This is a genomic window from Fructilactobacillus sp. X8R1C1, from assembly GCF_059900945.1.
In genome coordinates, this window is sequence record NZ_JBWXVH010000006.1 from 75621 (window position 1) to 92681 (window position 17061).

A 17061-nucleotide genomic window follows, 5' to 3' on the forward strand; every position below is an offset into this window, starting at 1 on the left:
TCATAATATTTTTATAAAATAATGTAATCGTTTTCCATAAAGCCATAAAAAAAGACCAGCCTCACTAGGCTAGCCTTGATACTTAAAATTGGGCTGGAATCTCAATTTTTTTCGCAATCGGTTGGGAATCACTCTCAATCCCTTCAATCAGGATCTGAGCTGCACTAACCCCAATCTGAAACGGATCCTGATTAATAACCTTGATTCCTGGATCAATATTATCTACCAGTGATGTGTCGGAAAATCCCGTCATGTGCACCCCATCGGACTTCCGGATGACTCCATCCCGAATTAACTTAGGCAAAAACTTCAAGAGCCACCGTTCCTTTAAAGCAAAAATCAGACCCCCATTTGTTTCTTTGATGTCATTTTTCAGTTTGGCGTATGCCTGACGAAATGAAGCCTCATCGTTTCCCGGTTGAATGATCGTGACGTGGTTCCCATAGACTGCTTTAATCCCGTTCAGTCGTTGTTCTCGGGTGGAAACGTTTTTTACATTATTTGTAATCACAAAGACGTGGCTTAATCCCTGGTCTTTAAAGTATCGCGCCGCTTTCTTACTGACTTCATAGTTATTGGTAACCACACTCGGCCACGGACTGCCCTTAATCTGCCGATCTAACATGACCACCGGCACGTTTACGGGAATTGAGCTTTGAAAGGCGTCCAGGTCGTTACTTAACGGCTGAATCAAGACGCCACCAAACATTTGTTGGTTAAGTGAAGCCAAGGTTCCAAGTTCTCGTTGCTCATCACTATCGGAATCCATTAAAACCGCGATGAAGTTGTTCTTTTTTAAAACCGAATTAACACCCTTAAAAATCTCCGTGGAAAAGTAATCATCAACATCCGCCGCAATGACCGCCACCAATCGACTTTGCTTGGTAATGAGCTGTCTGGCGGATTCGTTTGGCACGTAGTTCAACTTCTTGATCGCTTCGGTAACCCGCTTCGCAGTAGCATCGGACATGTGGTTGGTCTTTCCGTTTAAGTAGCGTGAGATGGTGGCAGTTGACACTCCTGCTTCTGACGCAACGTCTCTAATCGTAGCTACTGAACTCATTTGGACCCCTCCCATCGTTTTTTTCATTCTACCATTTATTAAACCATTGTTTCAGACCAATAAAAGAATTCATCAATTAATTGATGAATTCTTATTGCGTTACTTAAATTTAAGGTTCCAAGCCGCTTGTTGATTAATCCCGGACTCTTTCTTAATCAGTTTAGCGGTCTTCTCGGTCTGATAGGCTTTCACTAATTCCTTGATTTTCTTGCTATGTTCGTCGCGCTTCTTTGCGGCAATGAAGTTGACCCACTTATGCGAATCCTTGGTAAATGGTGCCGTATAAATGGCCTTCTTCGGACTCAGGTTCGAACTTTCAGCAAAGTTCCCGTTCACAACGGAAGCTCCCGCTGAATTCAGTAATCGTGGCGTTTGCGAGGCGTCAACTTCCTTAATCTTCAGGTTCTTCGGATTACTAGTAATGTCCTTGACGGTGGTGAACGCCTTTTTCGGATTTAACTTAATCAACCCCGCACTCTGAAGGACGTGTAAAGACCGGGACTCGTTGTTAGTGTCGTTTGGCACCGCAATGGAAGTTCCACTGGAAATTTCATTAACCGACTTAAACTGATTGGAGTAGATTCTCATTGGCTCAATCACGGTATCCCCCACCGGCACGATGTCCGTGTGGTGAACTTCATTCCAATTGTCCAAAAATGGGTAGTTTTGGTAGGCATTCACGTCGATGTCTCCGTTAGTCAGAGCGTTGTTAGGCTGTGAATAATCGGTAAACGTCTGAAACTGAACGTTTAGGCCGTACTTATCCTTGGCGTCTTTAGCCACTTCGTTCCAGATGGCCTGTTCCTGTTTGGATCCGGCCATGATGCCAACGGTAATGGTGTTCGCTTCAGCTTCTGATTGGTGGAAAAAGCTGAAGTATCCGGTGATTCCAATAAACAATATAATTCCAATCCAAATTAAGTATTTAACCCATCTTCTCATCTGCGTTCCTCCCATTTATTAACCAAACAAAAAAGCATCCATCCTGTAAAAAGGACGAATGCTTTCGCGGTACCACCTTAGTTCATAGCCGTCTCACAACGACTACCTCAACGGTTACTTGTAAAAATAACCGGGCCATGATATCGGCGGCATCCCGTCACCAGCTCACGATTTACTGGTGAAAACTCCAAGTCCATCTTCAACAGCGCCAACTCATCTCATCGCACCAACCTGAGACTCTCTTTGAGTTTCTTCTGCCTACTCAACTTTTCCGTTTAGTTAATTTATTGTTTTTAATGGTCGTTACTTTACATGCTTTAAAACTCAATGTCAATCATTTTTGAGAAAAAATAGAATAACTTTTAAAGTTATTCTATAATAACGATATTAACTCACAAGGGGGAATTACCATCTCGAAGTTCATACATAAACATTTTACGCTATTTTCAATGATTTTATTTTTAATTCTAAGTGTGGCAATCATCAGTCCGTATTTCTTTGGCAATCCAATCCTACCACGCGAAGACATGCAGTTTCATCTGGCCCGGACGTACGAGAGTTACATCCAAGTTCAACACGGTGGCTTCTTACATATGATTCCAGGAATGATGACGAAAACTTTTGTCAAAGTTGGCTATCCGCTAAACGGGTTCTATCCGATTTTTGCCGTCTTACCTGAGGCCATGATTCATCTGGCCATTAAGAATCCGTACACATCCTACTTACTTTACCTAATCCTAATCAACTTTCTGGTATTTATCTCCATGTACCTAGCAACCTGGAAAATTACCAATCGGAAAGTGACTGGGCTCGCATCCGCCATCATCTATGGTTTATCGACGTATCTAACGTTCGACCTCTTTGTGCGCTTTGATGTGGCTGAGGGAATGGCGTTTGTCTTTCTGCCAGTTGTTCTCTACGGCATTTATCAGGTATGTATCAAAAACTATCGCCAGTGGTGGGTCTTAAGTGTTGGATTAACCCTGCTGGTATTAACCCACCTACTGTCGTTTTTGATTGCCGGTGCCTTTTCTGCCATGACGATCATTATTATCGTGTTAACCCATGATTCATTGAAACTTAAGGTGAAGCGAGGCCTAGCGCTAATCGCCGCTGCCGTCGGAACCTTTTTTCTGTCAGCTTTCTTTTTACTGCCATTAATTCAGAATTACCACTACGACCAAGAAATTTCAATCATGAAGTGTAGGCTCCAAGACATGAGCATCCCGGCCTCCAATCTGTTTTTCGGCCCCACTCCAAACGGACCGTGGCAGTATGGAGCTGGTATTGGCATTGTCGGACTAATGATCATCATTTTGCTGTTCGTCTTCTGGCATCGACTTGACCTGTTCTCCAAATCAATGACGGTCCTCTCACTACTCTTTCTGCTTTTTAGTTCCAATCTCTTTCCGTGGGACCTTTTGCAAAAACGGGTGGGAATGATCCAATTCCCATTCCGTTTTCTGATCATCACCACCGTTCTACTAGCGTTTTTAGGCGGAGAAATTATCACCAAGATTTTTGCCAAAAACAATTCTACGGGAGCTCTCCTGCTTTTAGGCGTTTTAGGACTTAGTCTCTGTTCGTCACTTGCCACCAATTTGCAGCTCAAATCGTGGGAACCTCAGGCTTCTTCACCACAGGAATTTGAAAAGGTGGGAAAATCGGCCGTTTATTGGGACTACCTCCCTCATGCTTCCGATTCACTAGAACCGCTACTCAAAGAACACTCTATTTTAAAAATGAATCCAGGTCAGAAAGGGTTAAAGCAAAAGCAACGGACTACCTCGTACAATCAAATTAAGTACCAGTTAGACGCTGAAAGTGCCACCAGGGTTCGTTTGCCAAATGTTTACTTCCCTGGCTACGTAGTGACCGTTAACAATCAGGCCGTTCCAATTAAAGTAGACCAAAAGCGTGCCATCCACATTCCCGTCAAAAAGGGAGCAAACACCATCAAATTGACGTATCACCGCACCCGCGTTCACATCATTGGGATTTGGATCAGCGTTATTTCTTGGTTACTTTTACTGGTATACCTTGGGCTGGCATTTTACAAAAAACATTTTAAATAAACGAAAATGGGACTCACGTGACGTGAATCCCATTTTTTAATAAAAAAGAACCGAAGCAATTACTCCGGTTCTTCCCTGGCTTATTAATCTCTTATTCTATTTTTCAACTTGATTGTTGGTCGTAACTTGACCATCAATCATTTCACCGTCATCTTTTAACTGTAAGAAGTTATTCTTGAAATCAAGTTTTAGACCTGGTCCGAAGAAAGTCATATCATTCTTGCTGGTTAAAACGTCAGCACCTTGATTGTTTTCAAGTTTAACATCATAGTCTGATGGTGCTTTTGAAACACCAACAACTTGAAAGGCATCTCCAACGGTGCAGGCACCACCAGCACCTTCAGAGAAGTTATTTGATCCGTCATTTGCGGCCAACAGGTATGCGTTAGCACCTGCTAATCTTTTCTTCATGTAGGCCATTGCGTCATCAGTAATTGTTAGTTTCATATTTATAACCTCCTATAAGTGATTCAGAAATGAACCTCTTCAAATCTTCACTATTTATGATAGCAGGAATTCACCATAACGCAAGTAAAATGTACACAACTTAATTTTAAAGGGTCAATCAGTTCTTTCCCCTTTATATTAGTCTCTTAATGGGTTATTATAGTGTCAGAAACAAGTCCAATCCGCTTAACAGGATTAGAAATGTAGAGGTGTATATTATATGGTTATGTATAAAGATCTTGAAGGCAAGACGGCCGTAATCACTGGAGGAGACTCAGGGATTGGTGCTGCCATTGCTGAACGTTTGGGTCAAGAACACATGAACGTGGTTATTAACTACCACAAAAACGAAGATGCAGCTAACCAAGTTGTTGAAATCGTTGAAAAAAACGGTGGCCACGCCGTTACTAAGCAAGGCGACATTGGCGATGATGCTGGTGCTGAATCATTAGTACAAGCCGCCGTTGATTCCTTTGGTGATTTGGACGTTTGGTTCAACAACGCTGGGATGGAAAAGAAGACCCCTACAAACGAAGTTACCCTTGAAGAATGGGAAGCAGTCGTTAACGTTGATTTGACTGGTACTTTCTTGGGTACTAAAGCTGCTTTAAACTACTTCTTAAAGCACAACAAGAAGGGTAGTATCGTTCAAACTTCATCAGTTCACCAACAAATTCCATGGCCGACATTTGCAAGTTACGCTGCAAGTAAGGGTGGCGTTAAATTATTCACCGAAACTGCCGCAATGGAATTTGCTCAACAAAACATTCGAATTAACTCGATTTGTCCTGGTGCCATTAACACCCCAATCAACGCTAAGAAGTTTGCTGATCCAAAGACTTACGAATCAACTGTTAACATGGTTCCAATGCACCGGATTGGTAAACCTTCCGAAGTTGCAGCTGCTGCCGTTTGGTTAGCTTCTGACCAAGCTAGCTACGTTACTGGAATCTCACTTTACGTTGATGGTGGAATGACCTTATACCCATCATTTCAAAATGGTAACGGTTAAAATTACCAACCAAAAAGACTACGAATTCAAATTCGTAGTCTTTTTTTGGTCTAAAATACCTTTAAAATTCTTTTGATTAACTCATTAATTCCGTGCCATCCAAACAGGACGCATGCAGCAACTAATCCAACTCCTTCAAAAAAGAGGACCAACCGTTCTCTTTGATCCAGGATAAAATATGCAGCAATCACCCCGATTACAAGTAAACACGCAACTGTTAGTCTAATTTTGGCTTTAATTGGTCTTCATCTCCTCAGCATTCCTGTTTCAATTTTACCAATCATTTCACCAAATTCAACTACTTAAAATACTGCTGAGAAAAGTTGACGACTTTTTGCGTATACGTATCTGGATCCTGACTCCGACCTTCAATGTGGCCAGCACCCTTAATGATCCAGATTTGTTTTGGACCAGCATCGTTCTTGTAGTTCTCATAGGCATTTTTAACGGGGACAAACTTGTCGACGTCGCCGTGAATGATAAACAACGGGATCTGGTTGTGCTTCAGGGTCTTCTTCGTATTCCCATCGTTCATGTTATACTTCGCAAACATTCTTACATAGAGATTAACGGTCGGAACCAGTGGGAAACTCGGAATGTTAAATAGCCGCTTCAATTGGCCACCCAACTCCCCTTCGACACTGGCATAACCACTGTCTTCAATCGCAAATTTCACGTTGCTTGGCATTTTCGGTAAAGAGTACATGACGGCCGACGCCCCCATGCTTGTCCCAAACAGACCTAATTCACCATCAGGGTGGTCATAATTGAGCACTCGAGCCCACTTTTCTAGATTAGTAGCGTCTTTGACACCGTAACCAATGTACTTACCACCACTTCCACCAAATGACTGGTTATCGGGTGCGAGAACGTTATAACCAGCCTCATGAAAGATTTTTATAAAGGATTCCATCTCTTCACTATTACTACCGTAACCGTGAACGACAATCATCGTCTTGTTGGTTGGTTTTTCCGATGGGACGTATCTAGCAACTAGATTGGTCCCATCACTCGCCTTTTCGTGTAGAACCTGTGCGTGATTATCACTAAACCACTCGGTATCGGGCGTCCCAGCATTTTCGTTGTACAAGCTGGCTAGTCCCGTCTTCCCAAATGCAAAGTTAAACAGGAGATAGCCAACCGCCAAATCAAGGATGATTGCGAAAATGACAAAGAAGAAAGCCGTCACTCCAGTCCATTTCAGTATTCTTTTCATTGGCCTTGCTCCTTTCTAATTGATTTTCACTTTTAAAAATGATTTTAATAAGTCTATGTACTATCTTAGTGGAGGTCAGACACAATGACACAAAAAAGGTTCAGTTTAGTGAAAAATTAATGAAAATAAAATACACCTATGAAAACCATAGGTGTATTTGTGCTTGTATAAGGATAAAATTATTAATTAGCTAATATGTTTATTTATTAGAATTGCTATCTGAACCCTGCTGGCTCGAATCCTGCTTCTCAGAGTCTGGGGTAACGTCCTTCCAATCACCTTTAGCTCCATCATCGTTAATCAAGTTCGTCTTAAGCGTACTAATGTTAGTAAATACCTGCCACATGATAATGGCCATTACAATGTGTGAAATCCATCCCACAATTGGAATGACTGCGATTATTGACAAGACAATCCCAACGATAAATCTTGGTTTGATGTTATTCATCTCAGCCTTAACTTTACCATCACTGAGTGAGCTCACCATCTGCGAACTGATGATGAAACAAGTAATGTAGAGACCTAATAGCACCAGTAGTGGAACCCAAAGCATGCTAACAATGATGATCCCGCCAAGAATTGGGAACAACAAAACCGTTTCAATAATTGAAATTACTAGGGTTAGAACATACAAGAAGTCTAACTTTTGAACAATATCTGATTTCTTCATAAATTCCTCCAATTAAATCTTTTCTATATTATTATTTTACCCTAAAATCGAATTCATTTGGGGAAATTAATCGTGATACAATTGGTGTAATTGCTTAATGGAGATGAACAACTTGCCGAAACGCACACACCACATTGATTTTTCAGACATTCGATACGTTCTCTTTGCAACCATTATTGGAACGTTGACGGGTGCCGTAATTGCGTCCTTTCGTTACCTAATCCAGGTCGCTTTAAAGTGGTCGCTTACAATTTATCATGGACTTGACCACAATCTCAATCTTCTGTGGTTGGTAATTCCCACTTTCTTACTCATCTCAATCGTGACCGGTCTTATCATGAAGGGCGATCCTGACGTTAAAGGCTCCGGGATTCCACAGGTTGAAGCTCAACTTGCGGGCAACATTGAAACTAATTGGGTCTCTGTCTTATGGCGGAAATTTGTCACTGGTGTCCTAACCGTTGGAACCGGAATTTTCGTTGGACGAGAAGGACCCTCCGTTCAGTTAGGTGGTGCCATTGGTCAAGGAATTGCCCAGGGATTTAAAGAAGACGGTTCTGAGCGGCGATTGATGATTGCGACCGGAGCAGCCTCTGGACTGTCGGCCACCTTTAGTGCACCACTGGCGGGGACGTTCTTCGTCATGGAGGGCGTTTATCGCAATTTCTCCCCTGCCGTCTGGCTTTCGTCACTCACGGGGTCAATCTGTGCAAACTTTGTTTCCTTAAAAGTTTTCGGCTTAAAACCCATTCTGCCCATTTTCTACAGTCACATTTTTCAACTGCAGAACTACTGGCAACTGATTATCCTAGGTATTATTCTGGGTGTCCTAGGCTACGTCTATAACCTAGGTCTACTGGACCTGCCAAAGTGGTTCGCTAAGATTAAAATTATTCCATGGTACTTTATGTGTGCGATTCCGATTTTACTGGTTATTCCCGTTGGAATGTTCTTTCCGACCACCATCGGAAGTGGTAGTCGGGTCATCATGACCGTTGCTACCCACAACGTGCCCTTAACCGCCATCTTTGTCTTCTTAATCGTCCGGTTTGTCTTCGGATTAATTACGTATGGTGCTGGAATTCCAGGTGGCTTCTTCATGCCGGTCTTAGCAGTTGGATCACTGATTGGTGCCGCTTACGGTGGCTTTATGTCACAGACTGGACTACTTGGTTCCGGGTACGTCAATAACTTGCTGATTTTCGGGATGGCCGGATACTTTGCGGCCGTTAGTAAGGCGCCTTTCACCTCCATCATGTTAATCACCGAACTGGTCGGTAACACCAAGAACTTCATGGCGTTAGCGCTCGTGGTCCTTATCTCGTACGTCGTGGTCGACATGCTGGGTGGCCAACCAATCTATCAAGCCTTAGCGGAACGATTGACAGCCATTAAGACGTATTTCAACGCTGACAGCAAGACGGACAAGATTCAGGTCCCGGTCTACGAATTCAGTTCAATTGAAAACAAATTAGTCAAAAACATCCACTGGCCGAACCACTCCATTCTAATCACAATTAGTCGGGGTAATCTCCACATCATCCCTAATGGAAACACTAAGATTAAAGCCGGTGACACGCTGATCGTCCTCGCCCATCGTGATAACATCGGACCAGTTAAGAAGCAGCTGGTGAAAATGGCGATGGAAATTGACGAATAAAAAATAAGCATTACGTAAATAAATATGTAATGCGTGTTTTTTATTACTTAGTTTTAACTTCTTCAGGTTCAATAGCTTTTAAATCAGTTGTGTCAATTTCTTTTAAAACAAGGCGCCCTTCAAGAATCATTTTATGAAGTATATTCCGTCCCTTTTGGGTTCCTGTTGATTTACCATAAGTGTTTATAAGTTTATATACTTCTTCAAAATAATTAGATTTAATTTCATCTTCTTTACGTTCATCATAAATTGAATAACAAAATACTAATTTAATTGAACTATTATAAATATCATAATGATCAAAAATTGTTTGAAAATATGAATAATCAGCAGGAGATAATGAATGCCCATAAAAATAAATATTTTCAGGATCATCTGGCAAAATCAGTTCTTTATTATTCGTAGATCTAGTCATAATACGATATGTTTTACTGAACTTATAAAAATTGTCATCATTTTTTATTGAGTTAGCATCGACTCCAATAATCGGTTGTGACGTATCTCCATGAATATTATCTACCGTTGAATCTTCAGGAAATGGATTTGTATAATTAAAATCTAAAATATTAAATTTTCTATTATGTGAAATATTTTTCTCTATTCTTTTTAATAAACTTATTGCTTTCTGTTTATATGGCTCATTTTCGATAGATTCAATATATTTTCCTAAACTTTTTTCAAAATGATTTAATTGATTAAATAAAAAGTCTACAAAATTATTTATTGTGTAGTTTTCAACTTCAAAATTATAAGTATAGACTACTAAAAACAATAATATTAGATTGTTTCCAATAACATTGCTGTCACCAGTGGGAATCATATTTAATATTTCTTGTTTAATAATTTCCTTTTTTTCTTTGGTTTCATTATTTAGATATTCTTTTGATTTCTTCAATATCATCATAATATTAGAAATAGATCCCATATAATTACTATCATTCAATAATTCATCTAAATTAGATTCAACATCTGCCCACTTATTGTCATTAATTGATTCTTTATGCAATATTTGATTACATTTAAAATAAATATCAAATAAAGATGGTAAATAAGTATCATCATTTATTTGAGTATCTATTCCTCCCTCAGCATGTTTGTAAATAGAAGAATCGCCAACACACTTATTCAAAATATTATCAAATATAAAATCTGGATCTTTATTTTTTAATACAAAAATATTTAAATCTTTTATTCCCTTTGTTAAGTTATCACAGAATTGGCTAACATTAAGTTCATTGACATTTATTTTTTTATTTTCAATCCAACTAAAATAATCTACAAAGCCAGTAGATAATCCACATGCCAAATCAAATCCATTTCCAACAATTAGTAAATCCTTTGCTGGTTCCCCAAATCCTATCATAATTTCACTCCTATCATAATGTGAATATTATAACTTAATCTTAATTAAAACCATAGTCCGATTTAGAATAAGCAAATTAATATGCATACATTGAAAACGATTACATAACCTGCTAACCTTAAATTAAGAGTTGTAACTACAAGGAACATTTATGAAAGTTGGTGCACACATGGAAAAGAACGTTTTAGGAATCGACCTCGGTACGGGTTCGGTTAAGGTCACGGCTGTCAATAAGCTGGGTGACATTGTGGGACAAGAATCAACGGAGTATCCGAATCCGCATCCCAAACCAGGTTGGAGTGAACAAAATCCCAATGACTGGGTGAATGGTACGATTGCGGCCATCAGAAAACTAGTCAATGATGATAATGTTGATCCAGAGTCCATTAGTGGAGCTAGTTTCTCGGGCCAAATGCATGGACTAGTCTTGTTGGACAAAGATAATCAGGTCATCAGACCAGCCATCTTGTGGAACGACACCAGAACCACAAAACAACGCAAAGAGATTGAGGATAAACTAGGGAAGCGATTCGTTGAAATCACCGGTAATCAACCACTGGAGGGCTTTACCATCACCAAGCTCCTCTGGGTCAAAGAAAACGAACCGGAGAACTGGGCGAAAGTAAAAACCTTCCTCCTACCAAAGGACTACCTGCGCTTCAAGATGACTGGTAACATCGCAGTCGACTTCTCTGACGCCACCGGAACCACCCTCTTAGACATTCACGATAACAAGTGGAGCCTTGAAATCTGTAAGGCCTTAGGTATTCCCGAGAAAATCCTGCCGCCACTAATTCAGTCCATTGACTACGCTGGAAACGTCATTCCCGACTTCGCCGATCAAGCCGATATGTCAACCATTACCAAGGTCTATGGTGGAGCCGCCGACAACTCCGCTGGCGCGGTTGGAGCGGGCATCATGTCACCCAATAACGCGCTAGTCAGTGTCGGAACCTCGGGCGTAGTCCTCCATCACGAGGTCGATCTCTCAACCGACTATGGTGGCCGCCTGCAAATGGAAGACCATTCCATTCCTGATACCTACTATTCAATGGGTGTCACGCTGGCCGCGGGTGATTCATTAACATGGTACAAGAACACTTTCGTCAAGGACGAAGACTTTACCGAGATGACTAATGAAGCCGGTAAATCTCCGATTGGAGCCAACGGTCTCTTATTCACTCCGTACATTGCTGGGGAACGAATGCCTCACGCTGATTCGCAAATTCGTGGGAGCTTCATTGGCATTGACCGCACCCAGGTCCGACGCGACTTCACTAGAGCCGTGATGGAAGGGATCACCTTCAGTCTCCAAGATATCCTTACCATTTACGCCGAAATGGGAGCTACCATCGACCACGTAACTTCAATTGGTGGCGGCGCTAAGAGTTCCGTCTGGACCCAAATGCAGGCGGACATCTTCGACAAACCCGTCATCACCCTCGCAAACGAACAGGGACCTGGCATTGGAGCGGCTATGATTGCCGCCGTCGGGCTTGGTTGGTTTACCGGTTTTCCGGCTTGTGCCGATCAGTTCATCAAGTTCGGTAAGACCTACGAACCAATTGCCGCTAACGCCGATAAATACGCCAAAATTTTTAAAATTTATCAACAAATTTATCCCCAAACGAAAAAGATTAGTCACGAGTTACAGGATTTACGTTAACTACGACGCCAAAATAAAAGGACGAAGCCTAAGCTTCATCCTTTTTGCTAGTGAAACGCGTTTTAATTAATCCGATCAGAGCCGGAAGTAAGGTAATCAAGATAATTGATAAAATCACGGCCGAGAAATGTTCTTTAACGAACGGGATGTTGCCAAAGAAGTATCCGCCACCACAGCACAGGACGACCCATGCCACGCATGCGGTAACGTCATACTTCACGAATTTTTGGTAACAGTAGTCACTACTGGCAGCGACAAACGGGACAAACGTCCGCACAATTGGCATGAAGCGACCAAGTAGGATGGCCCACGAGCCATACTTATCAAAGAACTGATGGGCTTTTTCAAAATCCTTGGGCTTAATGAACCGACTCAAATACTTATTGTCAGTGATGGCTAGGCCAACTTTTCTTCCCAAGAAGAAATCCAGTGAGTCCCCCAAAGCAGACGCCAGAAAGAACAAAATCACAAAAATCCAGATGTTTAAATCATTGGTACTAGCGGCGGCCAGGGCAGCGGCCGCAAACAACAGTGAATCACCCGGCAGAAATGGCATGATCACGGCGCCGGTTTCGATGAAGATAACCGCAAACAGGATCAGATAGGTCCAATTGCCAAACATGTTGACGAGTGTGACTAGGTGGTGGTCAATGTGAAGCACAAAATCGACTAAAAAACTCATATAATTAATCCCCACTTAAATTTAGTTATTTTATAATTTTACCAAAATGCCGCTAGTAAGGATAGCCACGGAGCACCTATCGGCTTCTATTTAAACTAAAATTAATGAATATCAAAAAGACGACTGAACTATCTGAAAGTTCAATCGTCTTTTAATTTTTCCAAATTTAATTACAATTTCGGTTGAATCAGTAAGATGACCCCGATGACCGCTACCACCAAGATGGCAATGGCAAAGTAGCGTTCGTACTTACCAAAGATTGGTTGACCCGGTGCGTACTGTTTTCGAGCGTACATAAACAGTGGAATCCCTAAGGCATAAATCACGAAGGCAATCGTCAGGTATTCCAATCCGGCGGCGTATCCCATGAAGATGGTTCCTAAAATTGCGAGCACTGAAACCAAATAGGCACTCTTTCTAGAAACGGATAGCTTGTGCCCTTCAGGATTGAACGTTTTCTCATTGCGACTAATCTTGAACAGGTACATCATCGAAATCAGGTACGGTGGCACCGTCATCGTTCCCACGATCGTCAGCGTGAAATTAAAGGCCCGCCCCGCAAAATGGGTAAAGATAATGATTAATTGAATGACGATAACCGTCATGAACAGCGAGTGAATCGGAACGTTGTTCTTACCCATCTTTCTAAAAAACTTCGGGAAGGTCCCGTCCATGGAGGCAGCTCGGGGCATCTCAGACAGAACTAAGACCCACGTCAACCAACTGGATAAGACGGCCACGATGACACCAAAGGTGATGATTAAGCGTCCCAGTGGTCCCAAAACAATTTGCATCAAGGCCCCAGTTGACGGACTTTGCAGGTTTGCTAATTGACCGTAACTGCGTAAGCCTAGTGGCAAAATTGAAACCAGCGCATACAGTACCAAACAAATTAAGAAGCCATATTTAGTGGCCTGACGCACGTCCTTTTGACTCTTGGCGTTACTTGACAGTACCACGGCTCCTTCAACCCCAGAAAAGACCCACATTGTGGTCATCATGGCATTTCGGACTTGGGAAAACAAACTCCCCATGGCCTTGTCATTAACCTTTGGTAACGTCTGAGACGCAAACATGTTAGTGGAAAAAGCGTGCCAGTTAAACACCACAATCATGGTAATGATGAAGATGGCCACAATTGTCAGCATACAAATCGTCCCAAAAATATCGACGTGGCTGGTAACCCGGATTCCCTTTAAAATTAGGTAGGTCATCAGCCATAACACGATGGTTCCCCCAATAATTGAAATCCAGTTATTGCCACCAGTAAACGTCCCAGGCCAAAACGCGTTTAACGTCGACATCAAGAGGACCGAATACGCGGCAACGGCAAACGACTGACAGATCCAGTACCCCCAACTTACAAAGAAGGCGGTAAAGTTGCCAAAGCCAGCGTGGGCATAATGATACAAACCTGTGGTGTACTGTGGTCGAACCTCCGATAGGGTCATAAACGAACGCACAATAAACCAGATAATTAATCCCGATAGCACCCAAGCGATGATTTGGGCAATTGCGCCGGCATGGAGTGCCATGTTTTGCGGTAAATCATAGATTCCACCACCAACCATCGCCGATAGTACAAATGCGGTCAAACCAATGGTTCCGACCTTTTCTTTTTTACTACTCAAATCCTCACTTCTTTCATCTTGAATTAAAAGAAAAAGGCGATATTATTCGCCCTCCTCTTGATAATTAATCCATTCGCATAATGTTTTTACTATTTAATTTCTTGGCTTCTTTAATCTGACTCTTCATGCTTCGACTCTGAAAGTTGACTTCAACGGAATTCCCGTCGTTACGCAAGTCTTCAGCGGTTTTTAGGGCCTTATCAAGAATCTGATTCTTAACGTCAGCTTCCTTATCTTTCACGTCGGTCGCAATGAAGTAGTCAATCGAATCACTGTCATCGTTAGAGTTCACGATGGTTGCCAACCGTTCCTCACCAAAGGCAAAGCCAACGCCTCCGGTATTTTCAGGTCCCCCGAACTCTTCCACCATGTGATTGTATCGGCCACCGGCACAGATCGTGGTGTAATCGTCTCCGAAGCTCGGATCCTTGGCCATGATTTCAAACACCGTATCAGTGTAGTAATCAAGTCCGCGAACCAGCCGATCATCAACGGTGTACGGAATGTCTAAAGCATCAAGGGCCGATAAAACATCATTAAAGTACTGCTTGGATTCATCCGTTAAACTGTCTTCTAATTTCGGAGCGTCAGCGACCAACTGCTGGTCCCCCTTATCCTTACTGTCTAAAATCCGGAGCGGATTCTGTTTTAAGCGCCGTTTGGAGTCTTCACTTAATTGGTCCTCATACTTTGAGAAGTAGGCTACTAGAACGTCATGGTAACGTTTCCGACTCTCTTCATCACCTAACGTGTTAATTTCAACCTTTAAGTCGTTAATGTCAACGCCCTTGAAGATGTCCAGGGCTAACGCAATCGTTTCAGCGTCAATCTGGGGACTGGTAGCTCCGATTGATTCACACCCAATCTGATGGAACTCCCGGTTATGAGTAGCACCCGGACGTTCGTATCTAAACATCGCCCCCATGTAGAAAACCTTAACGGGCTTGGGATGTTCTGGTCCAAAGAGCTTGTTTTCAACGAAGGAACGGACTACTCCAGCCGTTCCTTCCGGTCGGAGTGAGATGTCTCGCCCACTTTTGTCCTGGAAACTGTACATCTGCTTGGTGACGATATCCGAACTATCACCAGAGGTTCTGGTAAAGACAGGGGTTTTCTCAACTAGCGGAGTGCGCATCTCATGAAAGTCGTATCGAGCGAAAACGTCCCGCGCCGTATCTTCGATTCGTTGCCAAACACTGGTCTCATCAGGCAAAATGTCTGACATCCCTCGCACTTTCTTAAATTTGTCATCCATAATATTCCCATCTTTCTATTAATTGTTTAATTAAAATTCTGTCAAATAGATATACGTAGATTTTACCATTATTGAATTACTCTGTCTTGTCCGTCTTTATAAATCAGTCAAGCGCCAACTACATATGATTAAAGTTAACCAAAGAAAAATTGTTCGAGTTGTCATTGATGTTGCAACGTTTTTTATGGTATTCTATTAACAATTTATATAAAACTGAACAATAGGAGGAGTACGATGAAGGATTGGAATTATAAATTCGGGAAACAAGGATTAACATTTGACGATGTTCTCTTAATTCCTGCAGCAAGTGACGTGTTACCAAACCAAGTTGACTTAAGAACAACCTTAGGTAAGAACTTAAAGTTAAACTTACCCGTTCTAAGCGCAAGTATGGACACTGTCACAGAGGCACCTTTAGCGATTGCGATGGCTCAAAACGGTGGACTCGGCGTAGTTCACAAAAACATGAGCGCCAAAAAGCAAGCAGCTGAAGTTAAAACGGTTAAAAATGCTGAAGTTACCGGTGCCAACGCTGCAGTTGATGACAATGGTCATTTATTAGTAGCGGGGGCCGTTGGGGTAACTAACGATACCTTCGATCGAACTCAATTATTATTTGATGCCGGGGCAGACGCCGTCATCATCGATACCGCCCACGGTCACTCCAAGGGTGTATTAGAAAAAATCGCTGAAATCAGAAACAAGTTTCCAGACAAGACTTTGATTGCCGGAAACATTGCGACCGGTGCTGGTGCTAAAGCTCTCTTTGACGCTGGTGTTGACATTGCCAAAGTCGGCATTGGTCCCGGTTCAATTTGTACCACCCGGATCGTGGCCGGTGTGGGAGTTCCCCAAATTACCGCTGCCTTCGATGCCGCCCAGGTGGCCGCCGATTACGGCAAGCAAATCATCGTTGACGGTGGGATGCAGTACACCGGAGACATCGTTAAGGCGCTCGCAGCGGGTGGAAGTGCCGTCATGCTAGGAAGTATGCTGGCAGGTACAACGGAGGCCCCTGGAGACGTTTATACGGGTGCTGACGGCAAGAAGTACAAAGCATACCGTGGCATGGGCTCACTGGCAGCCATGGAAAATGGTTCTTCTGACCGATACTTTCAAGGTAAGGTCAAAGAAGAAAAGAAACTCGTCCCAGAAGGAATTGAGGGTCAAACCCCTTACAAGGGTGACGTCTCAACCGTTCTCTTTCAGATTGCGGGTGGCCTTCGTTCTGGAATGGGTTACACTGGCTCTCATACCATTTCCGACTTAATTAATAACGCTCAATTTGTTAGAATTACTAATGCAGGACTACGCGAATCACATCCCCACGATGTGCAAATCACCAAATCCGCACCAAACTATTCAATCGATAAATAGGA

General features: G+C 42.4%; 15 protein-coding genes and 1 other annotated feature. Of the genes, 5 read left to right on the plus strand and 10 right to left on the minus strand.

Features of this window, described 5'->3' with window-relative positions:
• Positions 1–82: 82 nt before the first annotated feature.
• Both AC6UD1_RS06590 and AC6UD1_RS06595 read right to left on the minus strand, forming a co-directional pair.
• Positions 83–1063: a LacI family DNA-binding transcriptional regulator gene (locus AC6UD1_RS06590; RefSeq protein WP_500707634.1), complete on the minus strand. Its 981-nt coding sequence runs from the start codon at positions 1061–1063 to the stop codon at positions 83–85.
• A 99-nt stretch (positions 1064–1162) separates the two neighbouring features.
• Positions 1163–2005, minus strand: coding sequence for a MetQ/NlpA family ABC transporter substrate-binding protein (locus tag AC6UD1_RS06595; protein ID WP_500707635.1), 843 nt, complete (start codon positions 2003–2005; stop codon positions 1163–1165).
• A 47-nt stretch (positions 2006–2052) separates the two neighbouring features.
• Positions 2053–2286, minus strand: a binding site (T-box leader).
• Between the two features lie 168 nt (positions 2287–2454).
• Here AC6UD1_RS06595 and AC6UD1_RS06600 point away from each other — a divergent pair.
• Positions 2455–4080: a 6-pyruvoyl-tetrahydropterin synthase-related protein gene (locus AC6UD1_RS06600; RefSeq protein WP_500707636.1), complete on the plus strand. Its 1626-nt coding sequence runs from the start codon at positions 2455–2457 to the stop codon at positions 4078–4080.
• A gap of 96 nt (positions 4081–4176) precedes the next feature.
• Here AC6UD1_RS06600 and AC6UD1_RS06605 read toward each other — a convergent pair whose 3' ends face one another.
• Positions 4177–4527 (minus strand): iron-sulfur cluster biosynthesis family protein, encoded by a 351-nt coding sequence (locus AC6UD1_RS06605; protein WP_500693299.1) that lies wholly within the window; start codon positions 4525–4527, stop codon positions 4177–4179.
• Positions 4528–4753: 226 nt separating this feature from the next.
• Between AC6UD1_RS06605 and AC6UD1_RS06610 the strand changes: the two genes are divergently transcribed.
• Positions 4754–5539, plus strand: a complete 786-nt coding sequence (locus AC6UD1_RS06610; RefSeq protein ID WP_500707695.1) for a glucose 1-dehydrogenase — start codon at positions 4754–4756, stop codon at positions 5537–5539.
• Positions 5540–5589: 50 nt separating this feature from the next.
• Here AC6UD1_RS06610 and AC6UD1_RS06615 read toward each other — a convergent pair whose 3' ends face one another.
• The 3 genes from AC6UD1_RS06615 to AC6UD1_RS06625 form a co-directional block, all read right to left on the minus strand.
• A complete protein-coding gene (locus AC6UD1_RS06615; protein ID WP_500696363.1) occupies positions 5590–5730 on the minus strand; it encodes a hypothetical protein in 141 nt (46 codons plus the stop codon).
• Positions 5731–5837: 107 nt separating this feature from the next.
• The gene (locus tag AC6UD1_RS06620) at positions 5838–6755 is read right to left on the minus strand and encodes an alpha/beta hydrolase (RefSeq protein WP_500707637.1); all 918 of its coding nucleotides are present in this window, start codon (positions 6753–6755) and stop codon (positions 5838–5840) included.
• Between the two features lie 199 nt (positions 6756–6954).
• Complete coding sequence (locus AC6UD1_RS06625) at positions 6955–7425, minus strand: hypothetical protein (RefSeq protein ID WP_500707638.1); 471 nt, start codon at positions 7423–7425, stop codon at positions 6955–6957.
• A gap of 103 nt (positions 7426–7528) precedes the next feature.
• Here AC6UD1_RS06625 and AC6UD1_RS06630 point away from each other — a divergent pair, with 103 nt between their 5' ends.
• Positions 7529–9085: a ClC family H(+)/Cl(-) exchange transporter gene (locus tag AC6UD1_RS06630; RefSeq protein WP_500707697.1), complete on the plus strand. Its 1557-nt coding sequence runs from the start codon at positions 7529–7531 to the stop codon at positions 9083–9085.
• A 43-nt stretch (positions 9086–9128) separates the two neighbouring features.
• Here the strand turns inward: AC6UD1_RS06630 and AC6UD1_RS06635 are convergent, their stop codons facing one another.
• A complete protein-coding gene (locus AC6UD1_RS06635; RefSeq protein WP_500707639.1) occupies positions 9129–10448 on the minus strand; it encodes an AbiH family protein in 1320 nt (439 codons plus the stop codon).
• Positions 10449–10617: 169 nt separating this feature from the next.
• Between AC6UD1_RS06635 and xylB the strand changes: the two genes are divergently transcribed.
• Positions 10618–12114 carry a xylulokinase gene (gene xylB / locus AC6UD1_RS06640; RefSeq protein WP_500707698.1) on the plus strand — a complete coding sequence of 499 codons (1497 nt, stop codon included), beginning with the start codon at positions 10618–10620 and terminating at the stop codon, positions 12112–12114.
• A gap of 28 nt (positions 12115–12142) precedes the next feature.
• Here the strand turns inward: xylB and AC6UD1_RS06645 are convergent, their stop codons facing one another.
• The 3 genes from AC6UD1_RS06645 to hisS form a co-directional block, all read right to left on the minus strand.
• The gene (locus tag AC6UD1_RS06645; protein ID WP_500707640.1) at positions 12143–12796 is read right to left on the minus strand and encodes a VTT domain-containing protein; all 654 of its coding nucleotides are present in this window, start codon (positions 12794–12796) and stop codon (positions 12143–12145) included.
• Between the two features lie 170 nt (positions 12797–12966).
• Positions 12967–14427: an amino acid permease gene (locus AC6UD1_RS06650; protein ID WP_500707641.1), complete on the minus strand. Its 1461-nt coding sequence runs from the start codon at positions 14425–14427 to the stop codon at positions 12967–12969.
• Positions 14428–14491: 64 nt separating this feature from the next.
• Positions 14492–15682, minus strand: a complete 1191-nt coding sequence (hisS, locus tag AC6UD1_RS06655; protein ID WP_500696356.1) for a histidine--tRNA ligase — start codon at positions 15680–15682, stop codon at positions 14492–14494.
• 234 nt (positions 15683–15916) lie between these two features.
• On the opposite strand from hisS, the gene guaB reads away from it, so the two are divergent.
• Positions 15917–17059, plus strand: coding sequence for an IMP dehydrogenase (gene guaB / locus AC6UD1_RS06660; RefSeq protein ID WP_500693290.1), 1143 nt, complete (start codon positions 15917–15919; stop codon positions 17057–17059).
• The last annotated feature ends 2 nt before the right edge of the window (positions 17060–17061 follow it).

Coding starts and splice junctions, on each gene's coding strand:
- AC6UD1_RS06635 (WP_500707639.1), bottom strand. CDS start 10,448: ATGATAGGATTTGGGGAACCAGCAAAGGATTTACTAATTGTTGGAAAT.
- hisS (WP_500696356.1), bottom strand. CDS start 15,682: ATGGATGACAAATTTAAGAAAGTGCGAGGGATGTCAGACATTTTGCCT.
- AC6UD1_RS06645 (WP_500707640.1), bottom strand. CDS start 12,796: ATGAGTTTTTTAGTCGATTTTGTGCTTCACATTGACCACCACCTAGTC.
- AC6UD1_RS06600 (WP_500707636.1), top strand. CDS start 2,455: ATGATTTTATTTTTAATTCTAAGTGTGGCAATCATCAGTCCGTATTTC.
- xylB (WP_500707698.1), top strand. CDS start 10,618: ATGGAAAAGAACGTTTTAGGAATCGACCTCGGTACGGGTTCGGTTAAG.
- AC6UD1_RS06595 (WP_500707635.1), bottom strand. CDS start 2,005: ATGAGAAGATGGGTTAAATACTTAATTTGGATTGGAATTATATTGTTT.
- AC6UD1_RS06590 (WP_500707634.1), bottom strand. CDS start 1,063: ATGAGTTCAGTAGCTACGATTAGAGACGTTGCGTCAGAAGCAGGAGTG.
- AC6UD1_RS06620 (WP_500707637.1), bottom strand. CDS start 6,755: ATGAAAAGAATACTGAAATGGACTGGAGTGACGGCTTTCTTCTTTGTC.
- AC6UD1_RS06610 (WP_500707695.1), top strand. CDS start 4,754: ATGTATAAAGATCTTGAAGGCAAGACGGCCGTAATCACTGGAGGAGAC.
- guaB (WP_500693290.1), top strand. CDS start 15,917: ATGAAGGATTGGAATTATAAATTCGGGAAACAAGGATTAACATTTGAC.
- AC6UD1_RS06605 (WP_500693299.1), bottom strand. CDS start 4,527: ATGAAACTAACAATTACTGATGACGCAATGGCCTACATGAAGAAAAGA.
- AC6UD1_RS06630 (WP_500707697.1), top strand. CDS start 7,529: ATGAACAACTTGCCGAAACGCACACACCACATTGATTTTTCAGACATT.
- AC6UD1_RS06625 (WP_500707638.1), bottom strand. CDS start 7,425: ATGAAGAAATCAGATATTGTTCAAAAGTTAGACTTCTTGTATGTTCTA.